The organism is Epilithonimonas pallida, from assembly GCF_900182975.1.
Taxonomy (GTDB): domain Bacteria; phylum Bacteroidota; class Bacteroidia; order Flavobacteriales; family Weeksellaceae; genus Epilithonimonas; species Epilithonimonas pallida.
The window spans coordinates 209547-232388 of sequence record NZ_FXUO01000006.1; the positions used below are offsets into that span (position 1 = coordinate 209547).

Consider the following 22842-nt stretch of genomic DNA (forward strand, 5'->3'; position numbering starts at 1 on the left):
ATTTTATTTTTTATGAAAAACACTTTATGAACGAGTCATAAAGTGTTCTTTTATTACTTACGTTAATAATGAAAGTATTGTCTACTGCATTTCTTTAATAACTTCATCCGTTGTCAAAGCTTTATTATAAACTTTGAACTCGTCATATAAGCCTGTATCAGACTTGTGTTCCCAATCTCCAAATGTAGCTCCTCCAGATGCAACATCCATCATACTACAACCACTAAAATCTATTGGACTAGGTAATGTGCCTGTATATACAACTGTTCCATTATAATAAAATTTCACTGTCGTAGAATCAATTGTTACAGTTACAAAAACCCAATCGCCACCAGTAGGTAATTTTACTAAATCCCCCCAAAATTCTCCATTTCCTATACCCACATTTATTTTAAGTCCTGTATTTTGTTCTTTAAATAATCTAAATCCATACTTTCTACTATTATCAAAACCTGTAGCATAAGCAGTTGGATTGCCTACCACTACCATTCCAGCTCTTTCCTGTGAAGCATCTGTTTTATACCAAAATGACAGGCTTAATTCTTTGTTATTAGAGCCAAATAATCCTGAAATAGGATAAGATATATATGCATCCGCAACACCTTTATAAGCAGTCCCTTTTTTACCTGGGGTAGTAGTCGGTGCTCCTGTAACAGTTGCTTGTGTGAGATTTATAAGATCTTTAAAATCATTCCCCGAATTAAATGGAACATATACTGTTTCACTAGTTAAGACAGGACTATATTTTGTTACATTAAAGGTAAATGAACTTGTTGCTGTCTTACCAGTTAAATCGGTCGCATCAACTTTAAAAATATGTGTTCCTAAACTTAAACCTTTATAAAAATAAGAACCATTAAAAATGCGATAATCAAGAAAATTTGTATAAGTATTAACTACATTTCCATCCAATGAAATTACTACTTTGCCAATTTCTATATCATCTGTTACTTTAAAGTTAAAAGTAAAATCATTTGAAGTAGATGTTGCAGGGAAGGCTAAATCACTTGAAGGACTTACAATACTTGATGTAGGAGCTGTTTTATCTTCTCCAGGAGCAACTTCAGTAATATCATCAATATATCCATCCGAACAAGCTGTTGATATTGTTAACAATGCAAAAGCAGCAAAAGTTAATTTTATTATATTTTTCATTTCGTTATTCTATTAATTAAAAATTACTCTAAAGATTGAATTTTTTCTATCTGAGCTAATGGATAAGGTAAAAATTGTTTGTCCATAGTGAAGGTTCTGCCGTCGTAACTTAAAGCTGCAGTATTACCTAATCTTACCATATCAAAGTAACGGATCCCCCATTCCATACCAAGCTCTGCATACTTTTCATCCATTACCTGATCAGCTGTAACTGAAGCTAATTCACCTAGCCCAGCTCTTCTTCTTACAGTATTAACCGCTGCAACAGCAGAACCCGCTGTTGGATTAGCGCCTCTTGCTACAGCTTCTGCATACATTAATAGTACCTCGGAATAACGTGTAATGATATAATTTTTATTAGACCCATAATCATTTCTACCCGGGATTAATTGTTTTGAAGGTAAGTAATGTTTACCACTAAAGAATAAAGCTCTTGCAGAATTGTTTATCACATCATTATCTGGTGTAACATTAGATACCCAAGAAGGTAATGTTGAAAAAGCCGGATCTTCTTTGATTTTTGCAATACCATCTGGTGTAAATAAAACAGATGTAACTAATCTTTTTTGTTCATTACGGCTAAGCATAAATTTAATATACTTCAAACTTGGCTCGTAGAATCCCCAACCAGCATTCGCTCCGGTCACTGCAGGCGTCCAACTTGTAGGTCCATAAAAATCCCAGAGATGTTTTACATTATTTCCGGTTGCTACTCCAAAATCTGAATATTGAATTTCTAGTAAATTCTCATCAGCCAATTTTCCAGGAATTTTGAATAAATTATAATAGTCGTCAACAAGCGTAAATTTACCGGAATTAATAATTTGTCCCGCAGCATCCGCCACGCCCTGATAATTTTTTAATTCCAGATTTGCCATAGCTTTAACAGCCAAAGCAGTATATTTTGTAACACCACCTCGGATATCAGTTCGTTGATTAGGTCTCATATCAGGAAGATTTGGAATTGACTGATCCATTTGAGAAGAAACCCATGACATAACATCATCTTTAGATCTTAAAGTCAATTTACTTTGATCAAGTTCTTCCATAACTATCACTTTACCCCACACTCTCGAAATTTCCAGAGTATAGAAAGCTCTTAATGTCTTACATTCTGACAAATACTGATCAATTAATTGAGAATTTACACCACCTGCTCTGAATTTTTCTAACTCATTCATTTGTGCTGTAACCTGTACTATTCTCTGATACCAGATTTCCCATAACGAATTATACATCCAATAGCTACGATCGTAGGAATAGTTATCTGTATCTGTAAATGGAGCCTGATCACCTTTTCCACCCGCATTAACATCATCTCCCCGAACAGAAATCAATGGAATCTGCTCCCATCCCAATCCTGTATCGCTATTATCAGATGCTTTTTTACCCGATAAAGTTGCATAAGCTCCCATAACAGCTCCTTTAGCACCTTCAGCACTAGTATAATCATAGCTATTACCAGCGTCCAGTTCCATAGGTTCATCTAACTTATTATCACAACTTGTCAAACCTACAATACTAACAAGCATAATTGCTTTTATATATATTAATTTTTTCATTTTGTTAAATTTTATTTGTTAAAATTTTATGCTGTAACCTACAGACACTACAGACGGTGTTGGATAAATATCCAAGTTAACACCGTCATTATTAACTTCAGGATTCATTAGATTTTTACTTCTAGTCCACATAAAAGGTCTGTCAGCTGTAATCGTAAATCTCATTTCAGGGATATCATTAGCTTTTAAAGTATATCCTAACTGGATATTTTGAACTCTGAAAAAATCTCCTTTTTGTAGCCAGAAGCTGGATAGCTTTTGGTTATTCCAGCTTGCACGATAACCTTCTGAAGAAACATATTCATTGGTAGTTCCTTCGCCATGCCAACGGTTGATAGCAAAATCCGCATCAATATTTCTACCTGTAGTTCTAATAACTTCTGTACGTGCTCTATTAAGAATCACATTACCTCCTTGTCCATAGAATGCAACAGAAAGATCCCAATTTTTATAATTTACCGCAACTGATCCACCATAATAATAAGTTGGCACAGGTGCTCCTAAATATGTTCTGTCACTGTCATCTATTTTACCATCACCATTCAAATCTTTATATTTAAAGTAGCCTGGTTTAACAGTTCCGGCTCCTTGATTTGTATTAGCATAAACAGCCGTCGGATCTGCGTTGACTTCAGCTTGATTCTGATAAACACCATCCAATATATATCCATAAAAAACATCAATTGGCTGACCTACAACTAATCGTTGAGGAAAATCACCTGACCCACGTGCAATAAACGCTTGATTATATAAATCAGTAATCTCATTTTTCACTTGGCTGAAATTCCCATTGATACTGTATCCCCAATCCTCGCCAATTTTATCTCTCCAGCCAGCAGATATTTCATACCCTTTATTTCTCATAGTTCCGACATTTTTATAGCTTACTTCACTACCTATCTTAGGCTGCACAGGGATAACTAGACTTTTAGTATCTTTTATAAAATAATCAGCTTCTAAAGTAAGACGTCTATTTAAAAATTCAGAAGATAAACCTACATTTGTTTCCTCAGTATATTCTCTTCTAACATCATCCTGGTAAGTTGTAAATTGGAATGCAGGTACAAAAGTATCTGCAAAAACAGAATTGACAGCAAATGCAGTACTTGGTCTATTATTATTTATAGCATCATTAGCTAATCTACCCCAACCTGCACGTAACTTCAACATGTTAAGCCAACTTGCATTCTTCAAAAAAGATTCTTCTGAAACAACCCAGCCTAAACCAACAGCAGGAAGGTTGATCGTTTTTTGGTTAGGAAATTTATTAGAACCTTCGTTTCTAAGTGTTCCATAAACAATATATCGATCTTTAAACTTGTAAGATAATCTACCAAAATAGGATGTTCTGTAGAAGCGGTAAGGTGCTCCTTCTGAAGTAATCCTTCCAGCATCAGCAGTATTATTAATATACCAAGTACTTTCATTATCTCTAGAAAATAAACTTCCTTCAAAGAAATTACCTTTCATTGTTAGATATCTATATGACTGGTCAGCAAAAGAAGTTCCTGCCATAGCAGTAATATCGTGTTCCCCAAAAGATTTTGTCCAAGTAAGTGTATTATCTAAGATGTAATCTTCATAACTTGCATTATTACGAGTAATAGTAGAATTTGCTAATGTTCTTTGGAAACCTTTCTCACTATTTACAAAATATGGCAATTCCATTAACCGCTCATCTATTGATCTGTTATTGTAAGAAAGTGTTGTTTTAAAAACCAATTCTTTTGGGAGCAAACTAACTTCTGCGTAAGCATTAAAATTGGTTGATTTTTGAGTCCCTTTCTTATTTACATTATCCATCAATGCAAACGGATTATCATGACCTCTGTAACCTAAAATCTGAGCATCTGCATATGGTTTTACAGTTGCGCTTGTAAATAAAGGATCGTAAACAGGCATTACAGGAACTGCATAATAAATTTGTGACCAGGCAGATGCTTCATCATCATACTTTTCTCCACGAGTGTAATTAATAACAGCACCAACATTTAGCCAGTTTGTCGCCTTGGCATCAATTTTTGCTCTGATATTAAACCTCTGATAGCTATTCTTCATATCAAGAATACCATCCTGAGAAAAATAATTCCCTCCCAATGAATAAGCTACTTTTTCAGATCCTCCATCTACCGAGAGACTATGGCTCATTATTGGGGCAATTCTCAGAGCTTCTTTATACCAGTCCGTATTAACGTTAGGAAGATTTGGATTTGTTCTGCTTCTACCATATCTTGCTATTGAGTTAGCTATAGCATCAATTTCAAATTGAGACCCAGACTCTAAAGCAAAATTGGTAAACTGCTCAGTATTAGCCATCTTTGTAACATTATTAGCGTATTGAGCACCGTAATACGTATCATAAGTTAATTTTGGCTTTCTGTTGTAGCTACCTCCTTTTGTAGTAATGACAACAACACCATTTGCCGCTAAAACTCCATAAATAGCTGAAGCAGAGGCATCTTTAAGAATTGTAAAATCCTGTATGTCATTAGGGTTTAAAAATTCAATGTTGTTTACAAAAAGTCCGTCTACTACATATAAAGGTTGATTATCACCTTGCAAAGAATGTATACCCCTAATATTCATCTTTGGAGCTTCTCCAGGTGACCCATTTACGACAATCTGTACACCCGCTACTTTTCCTTGAAGAGACTGGGTTGCCTGACCAGAAGGTGTCTTGACAATATCAGCAGCTTTAACTGTTGTAATTGCACTGGTTAAATCAACTTTTTTCTGTGTCCCATATCCAATCACAACTACTTCCTCAATTTTGTTTTCTTTAGCAGTAGTATCCTGTGTGGATTGTGCATGCAAATCACCGCCAAAGTACAAAGCAGCGATCAACAATGGTAATTTAACATAATTTTTTCTCATAATATTCTTATGTATTATTTTCTTATTCTCCGAATATAAATATTTTTATTAACACAATGTTAATATTTACTAAAATACATATAAATTTCTGAAAATCAGATAAATAAAATTAAATAAAGGAATTATATCTATTTAAACACCACAAAAAATATCCCCTTTTTTTGGCTCAATATTTGATTTTTTTAGAAATATCAATTCTTATTGCTTCGAAATGAGTAATTAATCATTGCTTACATTTAACATAATAATAACTAATACAAAGTTTTATGAATACCAACAGACTATCTAATCAGATGCAAACTGCATTAATTAAACAAATGACCAAAGAAGCGCATGCTTCACAAATCTTTCTTTCTTATGGGTGCTGGGCTGACGTCAAAGGTTACGGCGGAATTGCCAATTTCCTATACAGACATTCTCAGGAAGAAAGAAATCATATGATCAAATTTATGAGATACATATTGGACAGAGGCGGTGAAGCAAAAGTCGAAGCCATTCCTGCTCCCCCGGAAAATCCACAAAATTTAACCGACTGCTTTAATAAGGTTTTTCAGCACGAGGTTGATAATACCACAGCAATTTATAATATTGTGGATCTCGCTTTCCAGGAAAAAGATTGGGCAACATGGAATTTTATGCAATGGTTTGTAAAAGAACAGATTGAAGAAGAAAAATTAGCTTTAGAACTGATTGATAAGCTTAAAATTGCAGGCGGTGACCAAGCAACTGATGAATCATTATTCACTTTGGACAAAGCGTTAGAAGCTGCTCCAGACGAAGTTTCTCTTCCTCAGACAGCAACCGCTGAAAATCCATCATAAAAGATAAATAAATATAGTAACTTTGATCTCCGAATTTTTTTCGGAGATTTTAATTTATTATAAAATAGAATAATGGCAAATATTATAGAAAGCAACCATGCAAATCCAGAAGATTTTTATAAGTCTCTTAAAGAAAAGTTAGAACAACAGCATAATTTCCCAGAAGAATATCTTTTCAAATTCATAATTACAAGTGATTCGGAAAAAATCACAGAAATTCTAAGAGTTTTTGACAATCTCAAATATACTTTGGCCAACAGAGAAAGTTCCAATGGAAAATATACTTCTGTATCCATCAATTGCTTTGTATTGGATGCTGACCAGGTTATCAGCATCTATAAAAAGGTAGCGGCAATAGAAAATGTAATGATGCTGTGATAAATTATCAACTTCAAATTACGGCGCAGAAATTGTAACTTATTCAAATAAAATAAGTAATATGAAAAAAGCATTTTTCAGATTTCTAAATGGTGTCAACAAACGTATTTTACCAAAATACAGCAAAAAAGATCCTACGAAACTGACAAAAATCCAGAAAGCGATTTTTGCTTACAGGTATATTGTATTGCTTAACTCTCTTGATTAATATTCGAATTTAAAAAAAGCGTTCAGAATTGAACGCTTTTTTTATTTTTTATGACTTATAATTAAGAATTCTCCAGAATATAGCTGAACATCAAAGGTGCACAGATGGTAGCATCACTTTCAACAATGAATTTTGGTGTTGTGATATCCAGTTTCCCCCAAGTGATTTTTTCATTCGGAACTGCACCGGAATATGATCCATAAGAAGTTGTAGAATCAGAAATCTGACAGAAATAACTCCAGAAAGGAATATCGTGCATTTCCATATCCTGATAAAGCATCGGCACCACACAGATTGGAAAATCTCCGGCAATTCCTCCCCCAATTTGAAAGAACCCAACCCCTTTTCCATCTGAATTTTTTGTGTACCAGTCAGCAAGATAAGCCATATACTCAATTCCAGATTTCATTGTAGAGAATTTCAAATCGCCCTTGATACAATAGGATGCAAAAATATTACCCATTGTAGAGTCTTCCCATCCCGGAACTACGATTGGCAAATTCTTCTCAGCCGCAGCAATCATCCATGAGTTTTCTCTCGGGATCTCATAATACTGCTCAAGAACACCAGAAAGAATCATTTTGTACATATACTCGTGTGGGAAATATCTTTGGCCTTTATTATCAGCATCTTTCCAGATTTCATAGATGTGTTTCTGCAATCTTCTGAAAGCCTCTTCTTCCGGGATACAAGTATCAGTAACCCTGTTCAGTCCTCTTTCTAGAAGCGCCCATTCTTCCTGCGGCGTCAGGTCTCGGTAATGAGGAACTCTTTCATAATGCGAATGTGCAACAAGATTCATAAGGTCTTCTTCCAGGTTGGCTCCTGTACAAGAAATAAAATCTACTTTATCCTGACGAATCATCTCGGCAAAAATTTTCCCAAGTTCAGCAGTTGACATCGCTCCAGCCAATGTTACCATCATTTTGCCGCCATCTTTCAGGTGAGCAACATAACCTTTGGAAGCATCTACCAACGCAGCTGCATTGAAGTGCAAATAGTACTTTTCTATAAATTCCGAAATCGGCTTACTCATTTTATAAAAATTTTTGCAAAGATAAGTTTTTGCTTCTTTAATGACAATAATTAACATTTCTTTGTCAGATTGAGGCTCTCGAAATCTTACATTAATACTTATTTGACAGCTTTATCCGCTTGTAGTTTATCCTGAGCCTGTCGAAGGACTTCCAATCTTTTTACTCCACTGCGTTGCGTCAAAAGGATTTCCGCTCAAACCTAGCGAAGCGGTTCATCGATTCAAATAAAAATAAATAAAGAATCAGAGATAAGTCGGGCTGCGAGAAACTTAGTACTTCAAAAGACTTTTAGTCTCAATTTTCAGAGTCTTCTCACTTTATTCTTTTCTCTTGATTCATCTTCAATTAAACCCTACTTTTGCCAATTGAAATTTAAACATATACTACAATGATATCGGCACAAGGATTAGGATTACATCACGCAGGAAATTATCTTTTCCGGGACGTCAATTTTACCATCAAAAAAGATGACAAGATTGGGTTGGTTGGTAAGAATGGAGCCGGAAAATCCACACTTCTTAAAATCCTTTCCGGAGAAATCAATTTTTATGAAGGCACGGTAGTTCCAGAAGGCAATATCACGATTGGTTTCTTAAAGCAAGATCTTGATTTTGTAAAAGGAAGAACTGTTTGGGATGAGACAATGCAGGCTTATGAACAGATCAATGCGATGAAAAATGAGCTGGAAGATGTCAATCACCAGTTAGCTATCAGAACCGATTACGAAAGTGACGCTTATTCTGATCTGATTGTCAGAATGACGGAACTGAATGACCTATTAATGAATCACGATGCCTACAATCTTGAAGGCGATGTGGAGAAAGTGCTGTTTGGTTTGGGTTTCAAAGCAGACGATTTTCAAAAAATCACTGATGAGTTTTCCGGAGGTTGGAGAATGAGAATTGAGCTGGCAAAACTACTTCTTCAGAAAAACGACCTCATGCTTCTGGATGAGCCAACCAACCATCTAGATATGGAATCTATCATTTGGTTGGAGAATTTCCTGAAAGATTATCCAGGTTCGATTGTCTTGGTAAGTCACGATAAACAGTTTATGACTTCGATATGCAACAGAACTTTTGATGTTAATAATAAAAAAATCGATGACTACAAAGCCAACTACTCCAAATATCTGGAACTGAGAAAAGAACGCCGAGAAAAGCTGGCACAAGCCAAGAAAAACCAGGATGCGGAAATCAAACAGATGGAAGACAACATCAACAAGTTCCGTGCGAGTGCAACCAAGGCTTCTTTTGCCCAATCATTAATCAAAAAACTGGATAAAATAGAGAGAATCGAGATTGATAATGAAGATGTTTCTAAATTCAATATCCGTTTTCAACCGTCTGTAACACCAGGGAAAGTAATTTTCGAAGCTAAAAATCTGGGAAAAGCTTATGGTGATAAGCAAATTTTTGACAATGTTGATTTCTTTATAGAACGTGGCGACAGAATCTCTCTTTTGGGACAAAATGGGCAGGGAAAAACCACGTTGGCAAAGATTCTTGCCGGCGATATTAAAGATTATACCGGAGAATGGAATCTTGGTCACAATGTGAGCATCGGTTATTTTGCACAGAATCAGGAAGAAGTTTTGACGCCTGAGAAAACCGTTTTGCAGGAAGCAGAAGATTCTGCGACGGAAGAAACCAGACCACGTGTGCGTGACCTTTTAGGTTCTTTCTTGTTTCAAGGTGAAGATGTGACTAAGAAAACCAAAGTTCTTTCCGGAGGTGAGAGAAACCGTCTGGCGCTTTGTAAATTGTTGCTTCGTCCGTTCAACACATTGATTATGGATGAGCCTACGAACCACTTGGATATCCAGTCAAAGGAGATTATCAAATTAGCACTTCAGAAATATGAAGGAACATTAATCGTGATTTCTCACGACCGTGAATTTCTGCAAGGTTTGTCTGATAAAATCTTTGAATTCCGTGATGGAAAGATGAAAGAATTCCTTGGAAACATTGATGAATATCTGGAATACAGACAAAAAGAAAGCATAAGGGAAATCTCTGCGGAACGGTCAAAACTCCATAAAGAAGAGGTTGAAGCTCCAAAAGCTAAGGTTCAAGAATCAAAACCAGCAACTGACAATCAATCCACAACCATTGTCAGCAAAGAGCAAAAAAACATCCAGAATAAAATTAAAAAAGTAGAAGAAAAAATCTCTGAACTGGAACTGAAAATCGAAGAATTCGAAGCATCTTTTGCTAAAGAAAATCCTTCGGAAGAAGTTTTGGAAAATTACAATAAAATAAAAGAAGAACTAGATCTGACTTTGCAGGAATGGGAATATCTTGGGAGTCAATTAGAGAATTAATTTTAAAATATTTAATCCATTCGAAATGAATGGATTTTTTATAAACCTGTTTTTAATTCTTATCTTCGACAAAGAAATTAAAAAATGAGCGACAAACTAAGAAAACATATCGAAGAAATCACACCGATTACGGATAAAGAATTCGATTATTTGCTGTCTCATTTTTCTGTCAAAAAATTTAAGAAACATCAGTTTCTGGTTCAGCAAGGCGACATTGTCAGGAACGACCACTTTGTAGTTTCCGGTTTATTGAAAGCTTATCACGCCAATCCTGATGATGGCAAAGAACACATTCTTCAGTTTGCTTGGGAAAACTGGTGGATCACAGATTTCCAGGCTTATTTCAATCAAACTAATTCAACCTTGAATATTGATTGTATAGAAGATGTCGAAGTACTTTCTATTTCGTTGGAAAACCGTGAAAAAATCTGTGCCGAGCTTCATAAGATTGAACATTTTTTCAGAAAGAAATCCAATTCTGGTTACATTGCGCTTCAGCAAAGAATCCTTTCACTCTTGACTCACAGCGCAAAAGAACGTTATGAGCAGATGCTCAGCAACTACCCTTCTCTTTCCAACGTGTTCCAAAGTCTCTTATCGCTTCTTACCTTGGCGTATCCAGAGAGACACTCAGCAGATTGTCAAAATAAATGTGACCTATATCACAGAAAAACCTTGATTTACATCCTTTCTTTCGGTCTCGATTTTGTAGAATTTTGCAGTATCAAATTTTAAAATTGTGATAATGAAAAGCAAAGTTTTAATCTTTTCTGTTCTATTTGCATTTGTTTCGATGTTGAATATTGCAAATGCACAGAACAAAAAATCTAACAAAGTTATGAGCAAAAAAATCTTATTCGTGGTAACCAGTCACAACAAAAAAGGCAGTACAAACGAACCAACCGGTTATTATCTTGGAGAAGTTTCCCATCCTTGGGAAGTTTTGCATTCAGCCGGCTATGATATCGATTTTGTAAGCCCAAAAGGAGGAAAAGCACCGGTAGACGGACTTAATCTGGAAGATGCTGTCAATAAAGAATTCTGGGGGAACAAAGAGTACCGTACAAAAATTGAAAACACAATGAAGCCTTCCGACATTGACCCGTCAAAATATGCTGCAATCTTCTACGCCGGCGGACACGGAACAATGTGGGATTTTCCGGACAATACAGAATTACAGAATATTGCAAGAAAAATCTATGAAAACAACGGCATTGTAAGTGCAGTTTGCCACGGACCTTCCGCTCTTGTAAACCTCAAATTATCAAATGGAAAATATCTGGTTGAAGGTAAAAAAGTAAATGCTTTCACCAATGAAGAGGAAACTGCCGTGAAACTGGAAAATGTAGTTCCTTTTCTTTTGGAAGATAAGCTGAAAGAACGCGGAGCAATCTTCGAAAAGTCTGGGCTTTGGCAAAATCACGTTGTTGCAGACGAAAGATTAATTACGGGCCAAAATCCACAATCTGCAAAAAGTGTGGGTGAAGAAATCTTGAAACAATTGAAGCAGAAATAAATTTCACAACATTAATTTATAAAGCAAGACCTGGATGGGTTTTGCTTTTTTATTTTCATTAATTAATAAGTTTGATCTATTTTCATTTTGTTTTTTGTAATTTCACATTAGTTAAAAAACTGAACAATGATCAACGATATAAAGAAATTCCTGAACGAAGACCAAGATCCGAAAGCCGTCGAGAAAATATCAGAAAAAGTCAATGACCTGCTTACCAATGGTGAATCGGTGGAATATATTGCAGTTCAAAACAAGCCAGCCATTAATATATCTCCGGATTCTATCGTTCTTACCAATAAAAGAATCCTATTTTTCCGCTCCAAGTCGTTCGGTCTGGTGACTGATTTCAAAGATTACCTTTGGAAAGATGTTGCTGAGAGTCATATCAGTGAGGCTATCTTGGGTTCCACTTTTACAATGACTGCTATCACAGGATTCATAGAAACAATAGATTATATTCCTAAATCTCAGGCCAGAAAGCTGTATCAATACGCTCAAGGCAAAGAGGAAGAAATGATAGAATACCGCCGACAAAAAGAACTGGAGGAGAAAAGAGCCACAGCCGGAGGAATTACGGTCAATACACAAAACGAAAAACCTGAAGAACCACAAAAGCCACAAGAGGTAAAACCAGAAGTAACAGCAGAAGACCCAATGGAAACATTGATGAAACTAAAGGCTTTTCTGGACAATGATTTAATATCTTTAGAAGATTACGAGACCAAGAAAAAAGAAATATTAGAAAGGATGTAGAACCTTCCGGATATACAAAGCAAAATGTCAATTGGCATTTTGCTTTTTTGTTTAAATTTACAGTCAAATCAATAATCAATGTGCCAAATCTTCAAATCTCATCTTGATAAATTCGTCCAGATCACGGATGAGGATTTTGCGTTGATCATGGATTATTTTGAAATCAAATCGTTTGCTAAAAAAGAAATTCTATTAGAGGAAGGACAAATCTGCAAATCCAATTATTTTGTCCTCAAAGGTCTTCTCAGAAAGTTTTTCATCAATGAAAAAGGGACGGAACAAACCACAGATTTCGCACTGGAAACCTGGTGGATGACAGATAACTTTTCTTTTGAACGCAAAACACCAGCTGATTTTAGCATTCAAACGGTTGAGAAATCTGAAGTTCTGACCATCTCCAGCGAGTCTCAGGAAAAGCTTCTTAATGATTTCCCGATAATGGAAAAGTATTTCAGGATTATTTACCAAAGAGCTTTCGCAGCCAATCAAAGGAGAGTGAAATATATTTTCACTTACTCCAAAGAAGATTTCTATTTCTCATTAATTAAACAATATCCGGCTTTTGTACAACGTGTTCCACAATATCTGATTGCTTCTTTCCTCGGTTTCACTCCGGAATATCTGAGTGAGATTAGAAAAAAGACTATTTCGTAAAATTGATCTCTCACAGATTAAACATATTTTGCAGATTAATAAAATCCGCTCAATCTATAAAATCTGTGAGAAAATATTTTCTTAAACCAGTTTAAGTTTTTCCCATTATCGATTCCCCAACTTTGTATCAACAAATTAAAACAATCAAAACAATGGAAAAACGTATCAACATCAGCAAAACAGCCCCTCAGGCTTACAAAGCAATGCTGGGACTGGAAAGTTATCTGGCCCAGTCAGAGATTTCAAAAACAATCAAAGAACTCATTAAGATCCGCGCTTCACAAATCAACGGATGTGCCTACTGTCTGGATATGCACACCAAAGACGCTATCAAATATGGCGAAACGGCTGAAAGAATATTCCTAGTAAGCGCCTGGCACGAAGCAGACAAATTCTTCACAGAAGAGGAAAAAGTGGCGCTTAAAATGACCGAAGAAATCACATTGATCAGTCAAAACGGTCTTAGTGACGATACTTACCAAAAAGCAAAATCTGTCTTTTCGGAAAAACAAATTGCCGAGATCATCATGGCCATTGTAATTATCAATTCCTGGAACAGAATCGCATTAAGTACAAAACTGGAAATTGGTGAATTTTAACCAAAAAGGTCTCGATGTCTTACCAAAAACGTCGAGACCTTTTGATGAAAACGACGGGAGGTTTTGGACAGAACGACAGGAGGTTTTAGGTAAAAGGTCTTGACGTTTTTATGAAATCTGCAATCGTCCTGTTCATCGTAATTGCAGAAGGTATTTTTTTAACAAACAAACGCCTTCAGATTGAAGGCGTTTTTACAAGTTATTTGATAAAACCTCTGTTTCTAAGAAGCGGTTTGATATCCGGATCGTGACCTGCAAAATCCCGGAAAGCCTGATTAAGATCCACAGAATTACCCACAGAAAGAATATATTTTCTGAAACGATCACCATTCTCTCTCGTCATTCCGCCATTAGACTTGATCCATTCCCAAGCGTCGTTATCCAAAGTCTCGGACCACAAATAAGCATAATAACCCGATGAATAGCCACCTCCCCAGATGTGCGCAAAGTAAGGCGCATGATATCTCGGCGGAACTGCAGCAACTGTAAATCCGTTGTCTGCTAACGCTTTTTTCTCAAAATCCAAAACAGGAATCACTTGCTTGTCATCTGTAACAGAATGCCACATCATATCATTCATAGCGGCAGAAACAAGTTCCGTAGTTGCGTAACCTTGGTTGAATTTCGATGCTTTTTTAATTTTTTCTACCAACTCTTGTGGAATCGGCTGTTTGGTTTCGTAATGAACAGCATAATTTTTCAGAACTTCCGGTTCCAAAGCAAAATGCTCGTTGATCTGCGAAGGAAATTCTACAAAATCCCTTGGTGTTGCCGTTCCTGAAATCGAAGGATATTTCTGGCTTGCGAAAATCCCATGAATAGAGTGTCCAAACTCATGAAAAACAGTTGTTACGTCATCGAAAGAAATCAATGAAGGTTTTCCCGCGGCCGGCTTCTGGAAATTGTAAACATTCACAATGACCGGTTTGGTTCCTAAAAGATAAGACTGGTTCACAAAGTTGTTCATCCATGCTCCTCCACTTTTGGAATCGCGTGTAAAGAAATCCAGATAATAGATTGCCAAAGATTTTCCGTCTTTGTCAAAAACTTCATAAGCAACCACATCCGGATGATAAACCGGAAGATCTGTTCTCTTTTTGAAAGTAATGCCGTAGAATTTTTCAGCAGCAAAGAAAACACCTTTTTCCAGAACAGTAGTCACTTCGAAATAAGGCTTGATCTGATTCTCATCAAGATCATATTTCGCTTTTCTAACCTGCTCCGAATAGAAATTCCAATCCCAAGGTTCTACATTGAAATTACCTCCTTGAAACTTAATCAATTCCTGGATTTCAGATTCTTCTCTCTTCGCTGTTTCTACCGCTGGCTGAGCAATCTGTTTCATCAGATTCATTGCAGCTTCCGGCTTTTTTGCCATTTGGTCCTGTAATCTCCATTCGGCAAAGCTTTTTTTACCAAGAATCTGGGCTTTTTTCAAACGTAATTTTACCAATTCCTGGATGGTCTCTCTGGTATCATTTTTATCACCTTTTTCCGCTCTCAACCAGGAAGCTTTGAATAGTTTTTCTCTGGTTGTTCTGTTTTTAAGATTCTGGAGCAACGGCTGTTGTGTTGTATTCTGAAGCGCCAAAAGATATTTACCTTCCTGTCCTGCAAGTTTTGCATCAGCCGCAGCCGCAGCAATTTCGTCCGGCGAAAGTCCGTCTAATTCATTAATATCAGATATCAGTAACCCTCCTTGTTTTCTCGCATCTAACAATTTGTTAGAAAATAAGGTTTCAAGTTTTGCTAATTGTTGATTGACTTGCTTCAACTGTTCTTTTTGCTGCGCAGAAAGTGCAGCTCCTGCAATCTCAAAATTTTGTTTGTAGTACTGAAGTAATCTTTTGGATTCTGCATCCAGCCCGGCATCGGAAATCGATTTTACTCTTTGGTAAAGCTTGTCATTCAGATATATTTTATCACTGTGCGAAGCAAAAATTGGTGCGTATTCCTCTTCCAGTTTTTGCAAAGTCGGATTGGTATTGGAACTTGTCAGATTATAAAAAACGATGGTCGCCCTGTTCAGAACTTCGCCGCTTTTTTCCATTGCCACGATTGTATTTTCAAATGTCGGTTTTTCAGGATTATTAGCAATTTTATCAATTTCTGCAGAATGTTGCTTCAGTCCAAAATCAAAAGCAGGTTTGAAATGGGAATCTTTTATTTTATCGAATTCCGGCGCCTGATATTGCAACGGACTTTTTGAAAGAAAAGGATTATTTTTCATAGATTGTTCTGTAGTTGCAGAAGTTTTTTTCTTCTGAGCATTGATCATCATATTTCCTGCTCCCAATACAATAAATGTGATGAATAAAGTCGTTGTTATTTTCTTCATTAATAAAATATTTCGGGGAATAAAAGTAATGAAAACTAAGAGAACAAGAGTCTTTTACCTTATAATTTTTAAAATAGAATTGCTTACAGCCAACTTGAATCGACTCTTTGGGAGCAACGGACCGACATTAGAAACAGAGCATAGATAAAGCGGACCAAATTTATTTATCCTCATCATCGTCATCGCCACTCCAATGATTTTCTTCGAAGGAAATACTGTCTAAAGCCAATAATTCAGCTTCACGTTCAAGGGATTCGCGGAGGGTGAAGGTAATCATATCTTTGTCCTTTTCTTTCGCTAAACGTCTTGTCATTGCTTTGTCTATCAACATAAAACGCTTACCCATTCTTCTGGCCGTATATTTCCTCATTCCATTTTCCTGAAGGATATCAACTGCCATATCGACAGCCGTTCCAAGTGTTTCACGATAAATATAATTGACATTCTTATTAATGAAATCGTAGGCATCCAAACGGTTTTTGGCTCTTACAAAAATTTTGAGTTCAGGAAAATTTTCCTTGGCATAATCTACCAAAAACTTATTTTTCTCCGGATCATCCAGACAAATTACCAGAAGTTCAGCATCTTCGATTCCGGCAGCCCGCAACAATGCAGGTTTTGTTGCATCACCATAATATACATTGAAGCCGTTTGACCTCAATAATGCTACTCTGTCCGGATCGTTATCCAAAACCGTAGAACGGATGCCATTGGCTTTCAGAAGACGACCTACCGTACTTCCAAAAAATCCGAATCCTACAATAATGATTTTACGTTGTTTGATAATCCCCAGCTCAACGTTTTCTTCATTTTTCTGTTGTATGAAATGTTTGTCCAGAACTTTCTCTTTGAAAATCAAAAGTAACGGCGATATACACATCGTTATCGCAACAATCGCCATCAATTCCGAATTCGCCTGATAGTCTATAAGATATAAACTTGCTGCAAAATTGACCAGAACAAAAGCAAATTCCCCGACTTGTGACAGTGCAAACGCCAGGAAGAAACTCTGCTCGTTATTCATCTTATAATATTTCCCAATCCCAAAAAGAACAACAGCTTTGATAGCCAAAACAATGAATGCCGCAGAAAAAATAAAAAATGGCTTCGAAGCAATAATATCGAAATTAATGGTGGCACCAACGCTTACGAAAAATACGGCCAACAATAATCCTTTGAAAGGGTCAATGTCGCTTTCCAGCTCGTGGCGAAACTCACTGTTAGCTAACATTACACCTGCAATGAAAGCACCTAAAGCAGGACTTAATCCAACAGAAATCATCAGTTCTGAAACGCCGATCACTAAAAATAAGGAAGCTGCTGTCAGTAATTCATTCAATCCTGACTTTGATACAAATCTCAGGAACGGAGTAAAAATATACTTTCCTAAAAGTATTAATGCCAAAACACCTAAAATAACTGTAAAAGGCTGTAACCATTCGGGTAAATATTGCAACAGTATTTTTTCATGTTCAGCTTGAGACAAAGCTTTCTGAGACTTGGACAAGAAAGGTAATAATGCAAGAATCGGAATAACGGCAATATCCTGAAATAATAAAATAGAAAAGGAAGATTCTCCGCTGACGGTGCGGAAAAGGTTTTTCTCTTTCAAAGTCTGCAAAACAATAGCAGTGGACGACATCGCAAAACAGAGCGAAATAATGAGTGCTTTTTTCAACCCGAATCCTGCAATGTAAAACACAATGAAGATACCTGCGATACTTAACAGCATCTGGCTGAGACCCAATCCCAGAATTCTTTTTCGGATTTGCCAGAGTTTCTGAGGTTCCAATTCCAGACCTACTAAAAACAGCAGCATGATCACACCCAATTCCGATGCGTGCATAATATCTTCCGCATCTCTTCCTGTCAGTTGCAGACAGAACGGACCAATCAAAATACCACCAAGAATGTATCCAATGACAGAACTCAAGCCCAGCTTTTTCCCTAACGGAACCATAATAATGGCCGCTCCAAGAAAAATCAGGATTGTCATTGCAATGGAACCTTGCATCTATTCTATTTTTAGTATTTCGGATAATTCTTCACATAACAGATCCAGTTCCGTGTCGTCAAGATTATCAGCGTTATAAATGATCTGTATTTTTTTGAGATCGATATTATTGACATGTAAGGATACTTTGAGCCCGGAAAGCAGCTCTTCCACTTCCGTTCCATATTTTCCTTCTTGCGTATAATTATTTTCTCTTCCACCAACACTTGTAATAATGATCGCATCTTTTCCGGCAAGTATATTGGTTTCATTCTCGGAAATCCAGCGCATATCAAAAACCTCATCTATCCAAAGTTTTAATAATGGCGGCAAACCAAACCAGATGATAGGAAAATGAAAAATGATCCTTTCATAATCAACAATCCGTTTGCGCTCCCGGAAAGGCTGAATGTGAAAATCGGGATAATCTTCGTACAAGTCTCTGAACGTCACATTATCCATACCTTCATAACACTCTAACAATCTAACATTAGTGGTAGAATGTTCAAAGTAAGGATGCGCAAATAGAACCAATGTTTTTTTCAAAGAAATCTCGATTTTCGTAAATATAGTGATTTTTTGCTTTTATATCAAGATCTAGTCCATTACGAAATGGAGAATAATTAACTGCCCAAATTATTTTTTATTAGAAATAGAATCAAAACAAAGAAAAAACCCGAAAAAGATCCGGGTTTTATTATATATATTAATTTCTCAATTACCATCCGCCAGAAGCACCGCCACCGCCAAAACTTCCACCGCCGCCGAAGCCGCCAAATCCGCCGCCACTACTTCCGCCTCCAAATCCGCCACCGCCAAAGCTGCCCGGAAACGGAAAAAATCCACCTCGGTATCTTCGGCTTCCGCGTCTTGACAGAATCACATCATCGTCATCATAGTTTCCTCCTTTTCCGTTATTGCCATTAATAATACTGAATAAAATAATTATCACCACAATAATAATGATAATTGAGCCAAGACTGATTCCGTTTTCATTCTGATGTTTCTTGACAATAGGTTTGAACTTCCCCTGAACCGCTTCCATAATTGCAGAAGTTCCACGGTCAATCCCATTATAGAACTCTCCTTTTTTGAAAGCAGGCGTTACGAGGTAATCCAGAATCTGTCCTGCTACCGATGCCGTCAAATATTGTTCAACAGCTCGACCTTGCTGGATCGACATAGTTCTGTCTTCTGTCGCAATCAGAAAAACCACACCATTATCAACGCCTTTTTGTCCGATTCCCCATTTTTCACCATACATTGTTGCGAGATAATTCACATCTTCGCCACTGGTTGTCGGAAGAATAATAACCTCGATTTCTGTGGAAGTAGAATCGGAGAATTTGATGAGTTTTTGGTTCAGCGCATCCTTTTCAGATTCCGACAACAATCCGGCTTTATCATAAACCGGATACAGAACCTTTGGTTTTTCCGGCACCAGCTGAGCTTTGGAAAATACTCCAAAAATCAGAAATAATGCTAAAATATATCGTTTAAGAGAAGCTGATATCATTCGGTAATTCATTGATATTTTCCCCCGAAATCGGGAAATATTTTTTCAGTTCGAGTCCTGTTTTCAGAATCGCATCTTTCAGACCTTTATAATAATTTTCTTTTGCAAATTCAGAAGTTATTTCGTCATGCAATTGATCCCAAAACTGCTGTTTTACCTTTTTGTGAATACCTTCGTCTCCAATAATTGTGAGATAATGCTGTTCAAAATTAACATAAAACAAAACGCCGTTTCTTTCCTTGGTCAGATGCATCTCCAACGAACGGAAAATTGCAAACGCTTTTTTGGCAAAATCATCTTCAGCCGTAGAATCGATATGCACACGAATCTCACCCGAAGAGTGGTCTTCAGCTATTTTGATGGCCTCTACAAGGGAAGCCATCTCTGTATCTGTAAGAAAATGATTCATTATTCTGAAAATACACTTGGTGCTTTTTCTGCGCCGGCTTCAGCTTTAAAATATGGTTTTTCTTTGAAGTTGGAGAAGTTGGCAATCACGTTATTTGGAAACGTTTTGATATTGGTGTTGTATTCCTTCGCAGCATCATTATAGTAAACAGTTTCTGAACGGATGCTGTTTTCTATCGCTGTATATTCTCTTTGGAAGTTGATGTACTGCTGGTCTGCTTTCAGGTTTGGATAGCTTTCTACAACAGCCATCAATCTGCTAAGCGCACCGCTCAACTCGCCTTGTGCAGCTTGGAATTTCGCCATATCTGCTTCCGTCATATTAGTCGGATCTATGTTGATAGAAGTCGCTTTTGACCTTGCCTCAACAACCTTTGTCAAAGTTTCCTGTTCAAATTTTGCATAAGATTTAACGGTTCTTTCCAGGTTGGGAATCAGGTTAGCTCTTTTCTGATAAACCGTTTCCACGTTGGACCATTTGGCATTCACGTTTTGTTCCTGACCTACAAATCCGTTTCTGACACCGACTGCCCAAAAACCTACAATAGCGATTAACGCTACTATGACGATTAATACAATACAACCTTTACCTTTCATAGTTTGATGTGTTTTAAAATTTAATTAAATCAAATATACAAATTAAATACAATGATAGAATTTATTTTTAACTTCTAAAACCAATCAGCCTTCGATGATTTTTTTTCTGTGTTTGAGCCCCCATTCCACAAGATTTTCCGTAAGTGGCGTTACGCTTTTTCCATAATCAGTAATTGCATAGAAAACCATTAGCTGATTTTCATCTTTTACGGTTCTTGTAATGAGAAGATTAGTTTCCAGCTCTTTAAGTTGTTTGCTCAACATTTTTGCAGAGATTCCGTCGATTTCCCGTTCCATTTTTTTGAAATGAATATCCTGATATTGTCGGTTATTAAGATATCTTAAAATCATCAGTTTCCATTTTCCTCCAAGAATTTCCAAGGAATCTCGCATCGCCCGAAGTTCTTCTGCACAAGTTGTTTCTCTTTCAATATTGTTCTCTATTATTTTCATTCCGGTTTCATCAAAGTAAGTAGTTACCTATTGTTAACTAGTAACAAATTTAAAGTATTTTCCTTATAGTTTTGTAGAAATTAAATGAAGATGAAAGCGATTATCCTTAATGAAAATAATGTACTCAAAGATAAATCGATTGAATTAAGACCAATTCTCCATAATGAAGTAAAAGTCAAAATCATTGCTTCGGGATTTAATCCCATCGATTATCAAATGCGTGAAAATGAACACGAGCGACAATATCTTTTTTCCCCAATCTTAGGAAGAGAGGGCTCAGGAATTGTTATCGAAACAGGAGAAGACGTAACTGAATTCAAACCCGGAGACGAAGTATTCTTCGTTTGCGGAAGTATGGGCAGCAACGGCACATATGCTGAACAAATCATTTTGCCCGAAGCAATTGTTGCTAAAAAACCAAATGTAACCAACTTCGAACAAGCCGCAAGTTTACCATCAATCGGAATCACGGCTTTTCAGATTTTTAATCGAGTTGATTGGAATCAAATAGAAAATATTTTGATAACTGGTGCTTCCGGCGGAGTTGGAAATTTTATTCTTAGAATCTTATTGGGCAAATTCAACAAAAAAATAATTGTCACTGCGGGAAACGAAGAAAGTATTCAGCAATTGATAGAGATTGGAATTAATGCAAATCAAATCATTAATTATAAGCAAGAGAATTTAGCTGAGAGTATTTTAGAAATTAATAATAATCAAAAATTTGATATCGTTATCGATGCTGTTGGGCATCAATTCTCAGAAATCTCTGCCGAAGTTCTGAAAGCTAATGGAATCTACATCAACATCACACATTTCATCACACCAAAAGCCAATGATTTACTCTTCGGAATTGGTGCAACGATTCTTAACATTTCAAATTTCATTTATGCAAGGGAGAAGCAATATGATTATTTCAGAAACTCACTTAATCAAATTAGAGAACTCATCGACGGTAAGATTCTTCAATCATTACCCGTAAAAATCGTTGGTGGACTTTCTGCAAAAACAGCGGAACAAGCTCAGCAAACACTGAAAAACAATCAAACGCAGGGCAAAAAATTAATAATGCTGAACCAAGAATAAATGAGCAAAATCAAAGCAATCCCAAGACGAATCATAACCGGAACCAAAGACGGGAAATCTTACATAGAGAAAGACGAAATAATAACCAATGTTTCCAAGCATTTTCAAGGATTAATCATCTCCGATGTTTGGCAGACCAGTAAAATGCCAGCCAGTTTTGAACAGGAAAAACCGGTAGAAAATTCAGCCATTCCGACGGTTATCAAAAACGGAACTTATTTTCGTTATGTTCAGATTCCGCCCGATGAACAGTTAGGAATCGAGACAACTGCTGGACAACCTCACCCGCTGATGCATCAAACTAAAAGTCTGGATTATATCATTATTCTGTCCGGTGAAATTTATCTGATTACCGATACAGACGAAACACTTTTACAGGCTGGAGACATTGTTATACAAACCGGGACCAATCACGCTTGGAGTAATCGTTCTACAGAAAATTGTGTTCAGTTAGCAGTTTTGATTGACGCGGAATAATCGATTAAAAAATCTCGCAGATTAAGCTGATTTCGCAGATTTAATATAGATAAAAAATCTGGTCAATTTGCCAAATCTGCGAGATTATAAATTT

At 36.5% G+C, this 22842-nt stretch carries 22 protein-coding genes; 11 read left to right on the forward strand and 11 right to left on the reverse strand.

Annotated features, from left to right (window positions below):
* Positions 1-81: 81 nt before the first annotated feature.
* From QOL71_RS13210 to QOL71_RS13220, 3 genes are all read right to left on the reverse strand, one after another.
* On the reverse strand, positions 82-1155 hold the full coding sequence (locus tag QOL71_RS13210; protein ID WP_283417377.1) for a LamG domain-containing protein: 1074 nt from the start codon (positions 1153-1155) through the stop codon (positions 82-84).
* Between the two features lie 23 nt (positions 1156-1178).
* Positions 1179-2633: a RagB/SusD family nutrient uptake outer membrane protein gene (locus QOL71_RS13215; RefSeq protein ID WP_283417378.1), complete on the reverse strand. Its 1455-nt coding sequence runs from the start codon at positions 2631-2633 to the stop codon at positions 1179-1181.
* A gap of 102 nt (positions 2634-2735) precedes the next feature.
* Positions 2736-5591, reverse strand: a complete 2856-nt coding sequence (locus tag QOL71_RS13220) for a SusC/RagA family TonB-linked outer membrane protein (RefSeq protein ID WP_283417379.1) — start codon at positions 5589-5591, stop codon at positions 2736-2738.
* A 266-nt stretch (positions 5592-5857) separates the two neighbouring features.
* Between QOL71_RS13220 and QOL71_RS13225 the strand changes: the two genes are divergently transcribed.
* The 3 genes from QOL71_RS13225 (at position 5858) to QOL71_RS13235 (ending at position 6998) form a co-directional block, all read left to right on the forward strand.
* On the forward strand, positions 5858-6412 hold the full coding sequence (locus QOL71_RS13225) for a ferritin (RefSeq protein ID WP_283417380.1): 555 nt from the start codon (positions 5858-5860) through the stop codon (positions 6410-6412).
* A 72-nt stretch (positions 6413-6484) separates the two neighbouring features.
* Positions 6485-6790, forward strand: coding sequence for a DUF493 domain-containing protein (locus QOL71_RS13230; protein WP_283417381.1), 306 nt, complete (start codon positions 6485-6487; stop codon positions 6788-6790).
* Positions 6791-6851: 61 nt separating this feature from the next.
* Complete coding sequence (locus tag QOL71_RS13235; protein ID WP_283417382.1) at positions 6852-6998, forward strand: hypothetical protein; 147 nt, start codon at positions 6852-6854, stop codon at positions 6996-6998.
* 61 nt (positions 6999-7059) lie between these two features.
* On the opposite strand, the gene QOL71_RS13240 is transcribed toward QOL71_RS13235, so the two are convergent.
* Positions 7060-8034 carry a deoxyhypusine synthase family protein gene (locus QOL71_RS13240; RefSeq protein ID WP_283417383.1) on the reverse strand — a complete coding sequence of 325 codons (975 nt, stop codon included), beginning with the start codon at positions 8032-8034 and terminating at the stop codon, positions 7060-7062.
* A gap of 389 nt (positions 8035-8423) precedes the next feature.
* On the opposite strand from QOL71_RS13240, the gene QOL71_RS13245 reads away from it, so the two are divergent.
* The 6 genes from QOL71_RS13245 to QOL71_RS13270 all read left to right on the forward strand — a co-directional run bounded on the left by QOL71_RS13245 (position 8424) and on the right by QOL71_RS13270 (position 13880).
* Positions 8424-10358: an ABC-F family ATP-binding cassette domain-containing protein gene (locus tag QOL71_RS13245; protein WP_283417384.1), complete on the forward strand. Its 1935-nt coding sequence runs from the start codon at positions 8424-8426 to the stop codon at positions 10356-10358.
* 84 nt (positions 10359-10442) lie between these two features.
* A complete protein-coding gene (locus QOL71_RS13250; RefSeq protein ID WP_346772101.1) occupies positions 10443-11093 on the forward strand; it encodes a Crp/Fnr family transcriptional regulator in 651 nt (216 codons plus the stop codon).
* 10 nt (positions 11094-11103) lie between these two features.
* Positions 11104-11874, forward strand: coding sequence for a type 1 glutamine amidotransferase domain-containing protein (locus tag QOL71_RS13255; protein WP_283417385.1), 771 nt, complete (start codon positions 11104-11106; stop codon positions 11872-11874).
* Positions 11875-12000: 126 nt separating this feature from the next.
* Positions 12001-12627 (forward strand): PH domain-containing protein, encoded by a 627-nt coding sequence (locus QOL71_RS13260; RefSeq protein WP_283417386.1) that lies wholly within the window; start codon positions 12001-12003, stop codon positions 12625-12627.
* Between the two features lie 78 nt (positions 12628-12705).
* On the forward strand, positions 12706-13281 hold the full coding sequence (locus QOL71_RS13265; protein WP_283417387.1) for a Crp/Fnr family transcriptional regulator: 576 nt from the start codon (positions 12706-12708) through the stop codon (positions 13279-13281).
* Between the two features lie 152 nt (positions 13282-13433).
* Positions 13434-13880, forward strand: a complete 447-nt coding sequence (locus QOL71_RS13270) for a carboxymuconolactone decarboxylase family protein (RefSeq protein ID WP_283417388.1) — start codon at positions 13434-13436, stop codon at positions 13878-13880.
* A 199-nt stretch (positions 13881-14079) separates the two neighbouring features.
* On the opposite strand, the gene QOL71_RS13275 is transcribed toward QOL71_RS13270, so the two are convergent.
* The 7 genes from QOL71_RS13275 to QOL71_RS13305 all read right to left on the reverse strand — a co-directional run bounded on the left by QOL71_RS13275 (position 14080) and on the right by QOL71_RS13305 (position 21185).
* The gene (locus QOL71_RS13275; RefSeq protein ID WP_379954185.1) at positions 14080-16218 is read right to left on the reverse strand and encodes a M3 family metallopeptidase; all 2139 of its coding nucleotides are present in this window, start codon (positions 16216-16218) and stop codon (positions 14080-14082) included.
* A gap of 160 nt (positions 16219-16378) precedes the next feature.
* Positions 16379-18232, reverse strand: coding sequence for a monovalent cation:proton antiporter-2 (CPA2) family protein (locus QOL71_RS13280; protein ID WP_283417389.1), 1854 nt, complete (start codon positions 18230-18232; stop codon positions 16379-16381).
* On the reverse strand, positions 18233-18757 hold the full coding sequence (locus tag QOL71_RS13285) for an NAD(P)H-dependent oxidoreductase (protein WP_283417390.1): 525 nt from the start codon (positions 18755-18757) through the stop codon (positions 18233-18235).
* A 172-nt stretch (positions 18758-18929) separates the two neighbouring features.
* Positions 18930-19727 (reverse strand): TPM domain-containing protein, encoded by a 798-nt coding sequence (locus tag QOL71_RS13290; RefSeq protein ID WP_283417391.1) that lies wholly within the window; start codon positions 19725-19727, stop codon positions 18930-18932.
* Entirely contained in the window at positions 19708-20136 is a 429-nt protein-coding gene (locus QOL71_RS13295; protein WP_379954188.1) for a TPM domain-containing protein, read from the reverse strand. The genes QOL71_RS13290 and QOL71_RS13295 overlap by 20 nt, the downstream gene beginning before the upstream one ends.
* Positions 20136-20732 (reverse strand): LemA family protein, encoded by a 597-nt coding sequence (locus tag QOL71_RS13300; protein ID WP_283417392.1) that lies wholly within the window; start codon positions 20730-20732, stop codon positions 20136-20138. The genes QOL71_RS13295 and QOL71_RS13300 overlap by 1 nt, the downstream gene beginning before the upstream one ends.
* Before the next feature lie 84 nt (positions 20733-20816).
* A complete protein-coding gene (locus tag QOL71_RS13305; protein ID WP_283417393.1) occupies positions 20817-21185 on the reverse strand; it encodes a winged helix-turn-helix transcriptional regulator in 369 nt (122 codons plus the stop codon).
* A 90-nt stretch (positions 21186-21275) separates the two neighbouring features.
* Between QOL71_RS13305 and QOL71_RS13310 the strand changes: the two genes are divergently transcribed.
* Positions 21276-22271, forward strand: a complete 996-nt coding sequence (locus QOL71_RS13310) for a quinone oxidoreductase family protein (RefSeq protein WP_283417394.1) — start codon at positions 21276-21278, stop codon at positions 22269-22271.
* The gene (locus tag QOL71_RS13315; RefSeq protein WP_283417395.1) at positions 22272-22748 is read left to right on the forward strand and encodes a cupin domain-containing protein; all 477 of its coding nucleotides are present in this window, start codon (positions 22272-22274) and stop codon (positions 22746-22748) included.
* Positions 22749-22842 lie beyond the last annotated feature (94 nt).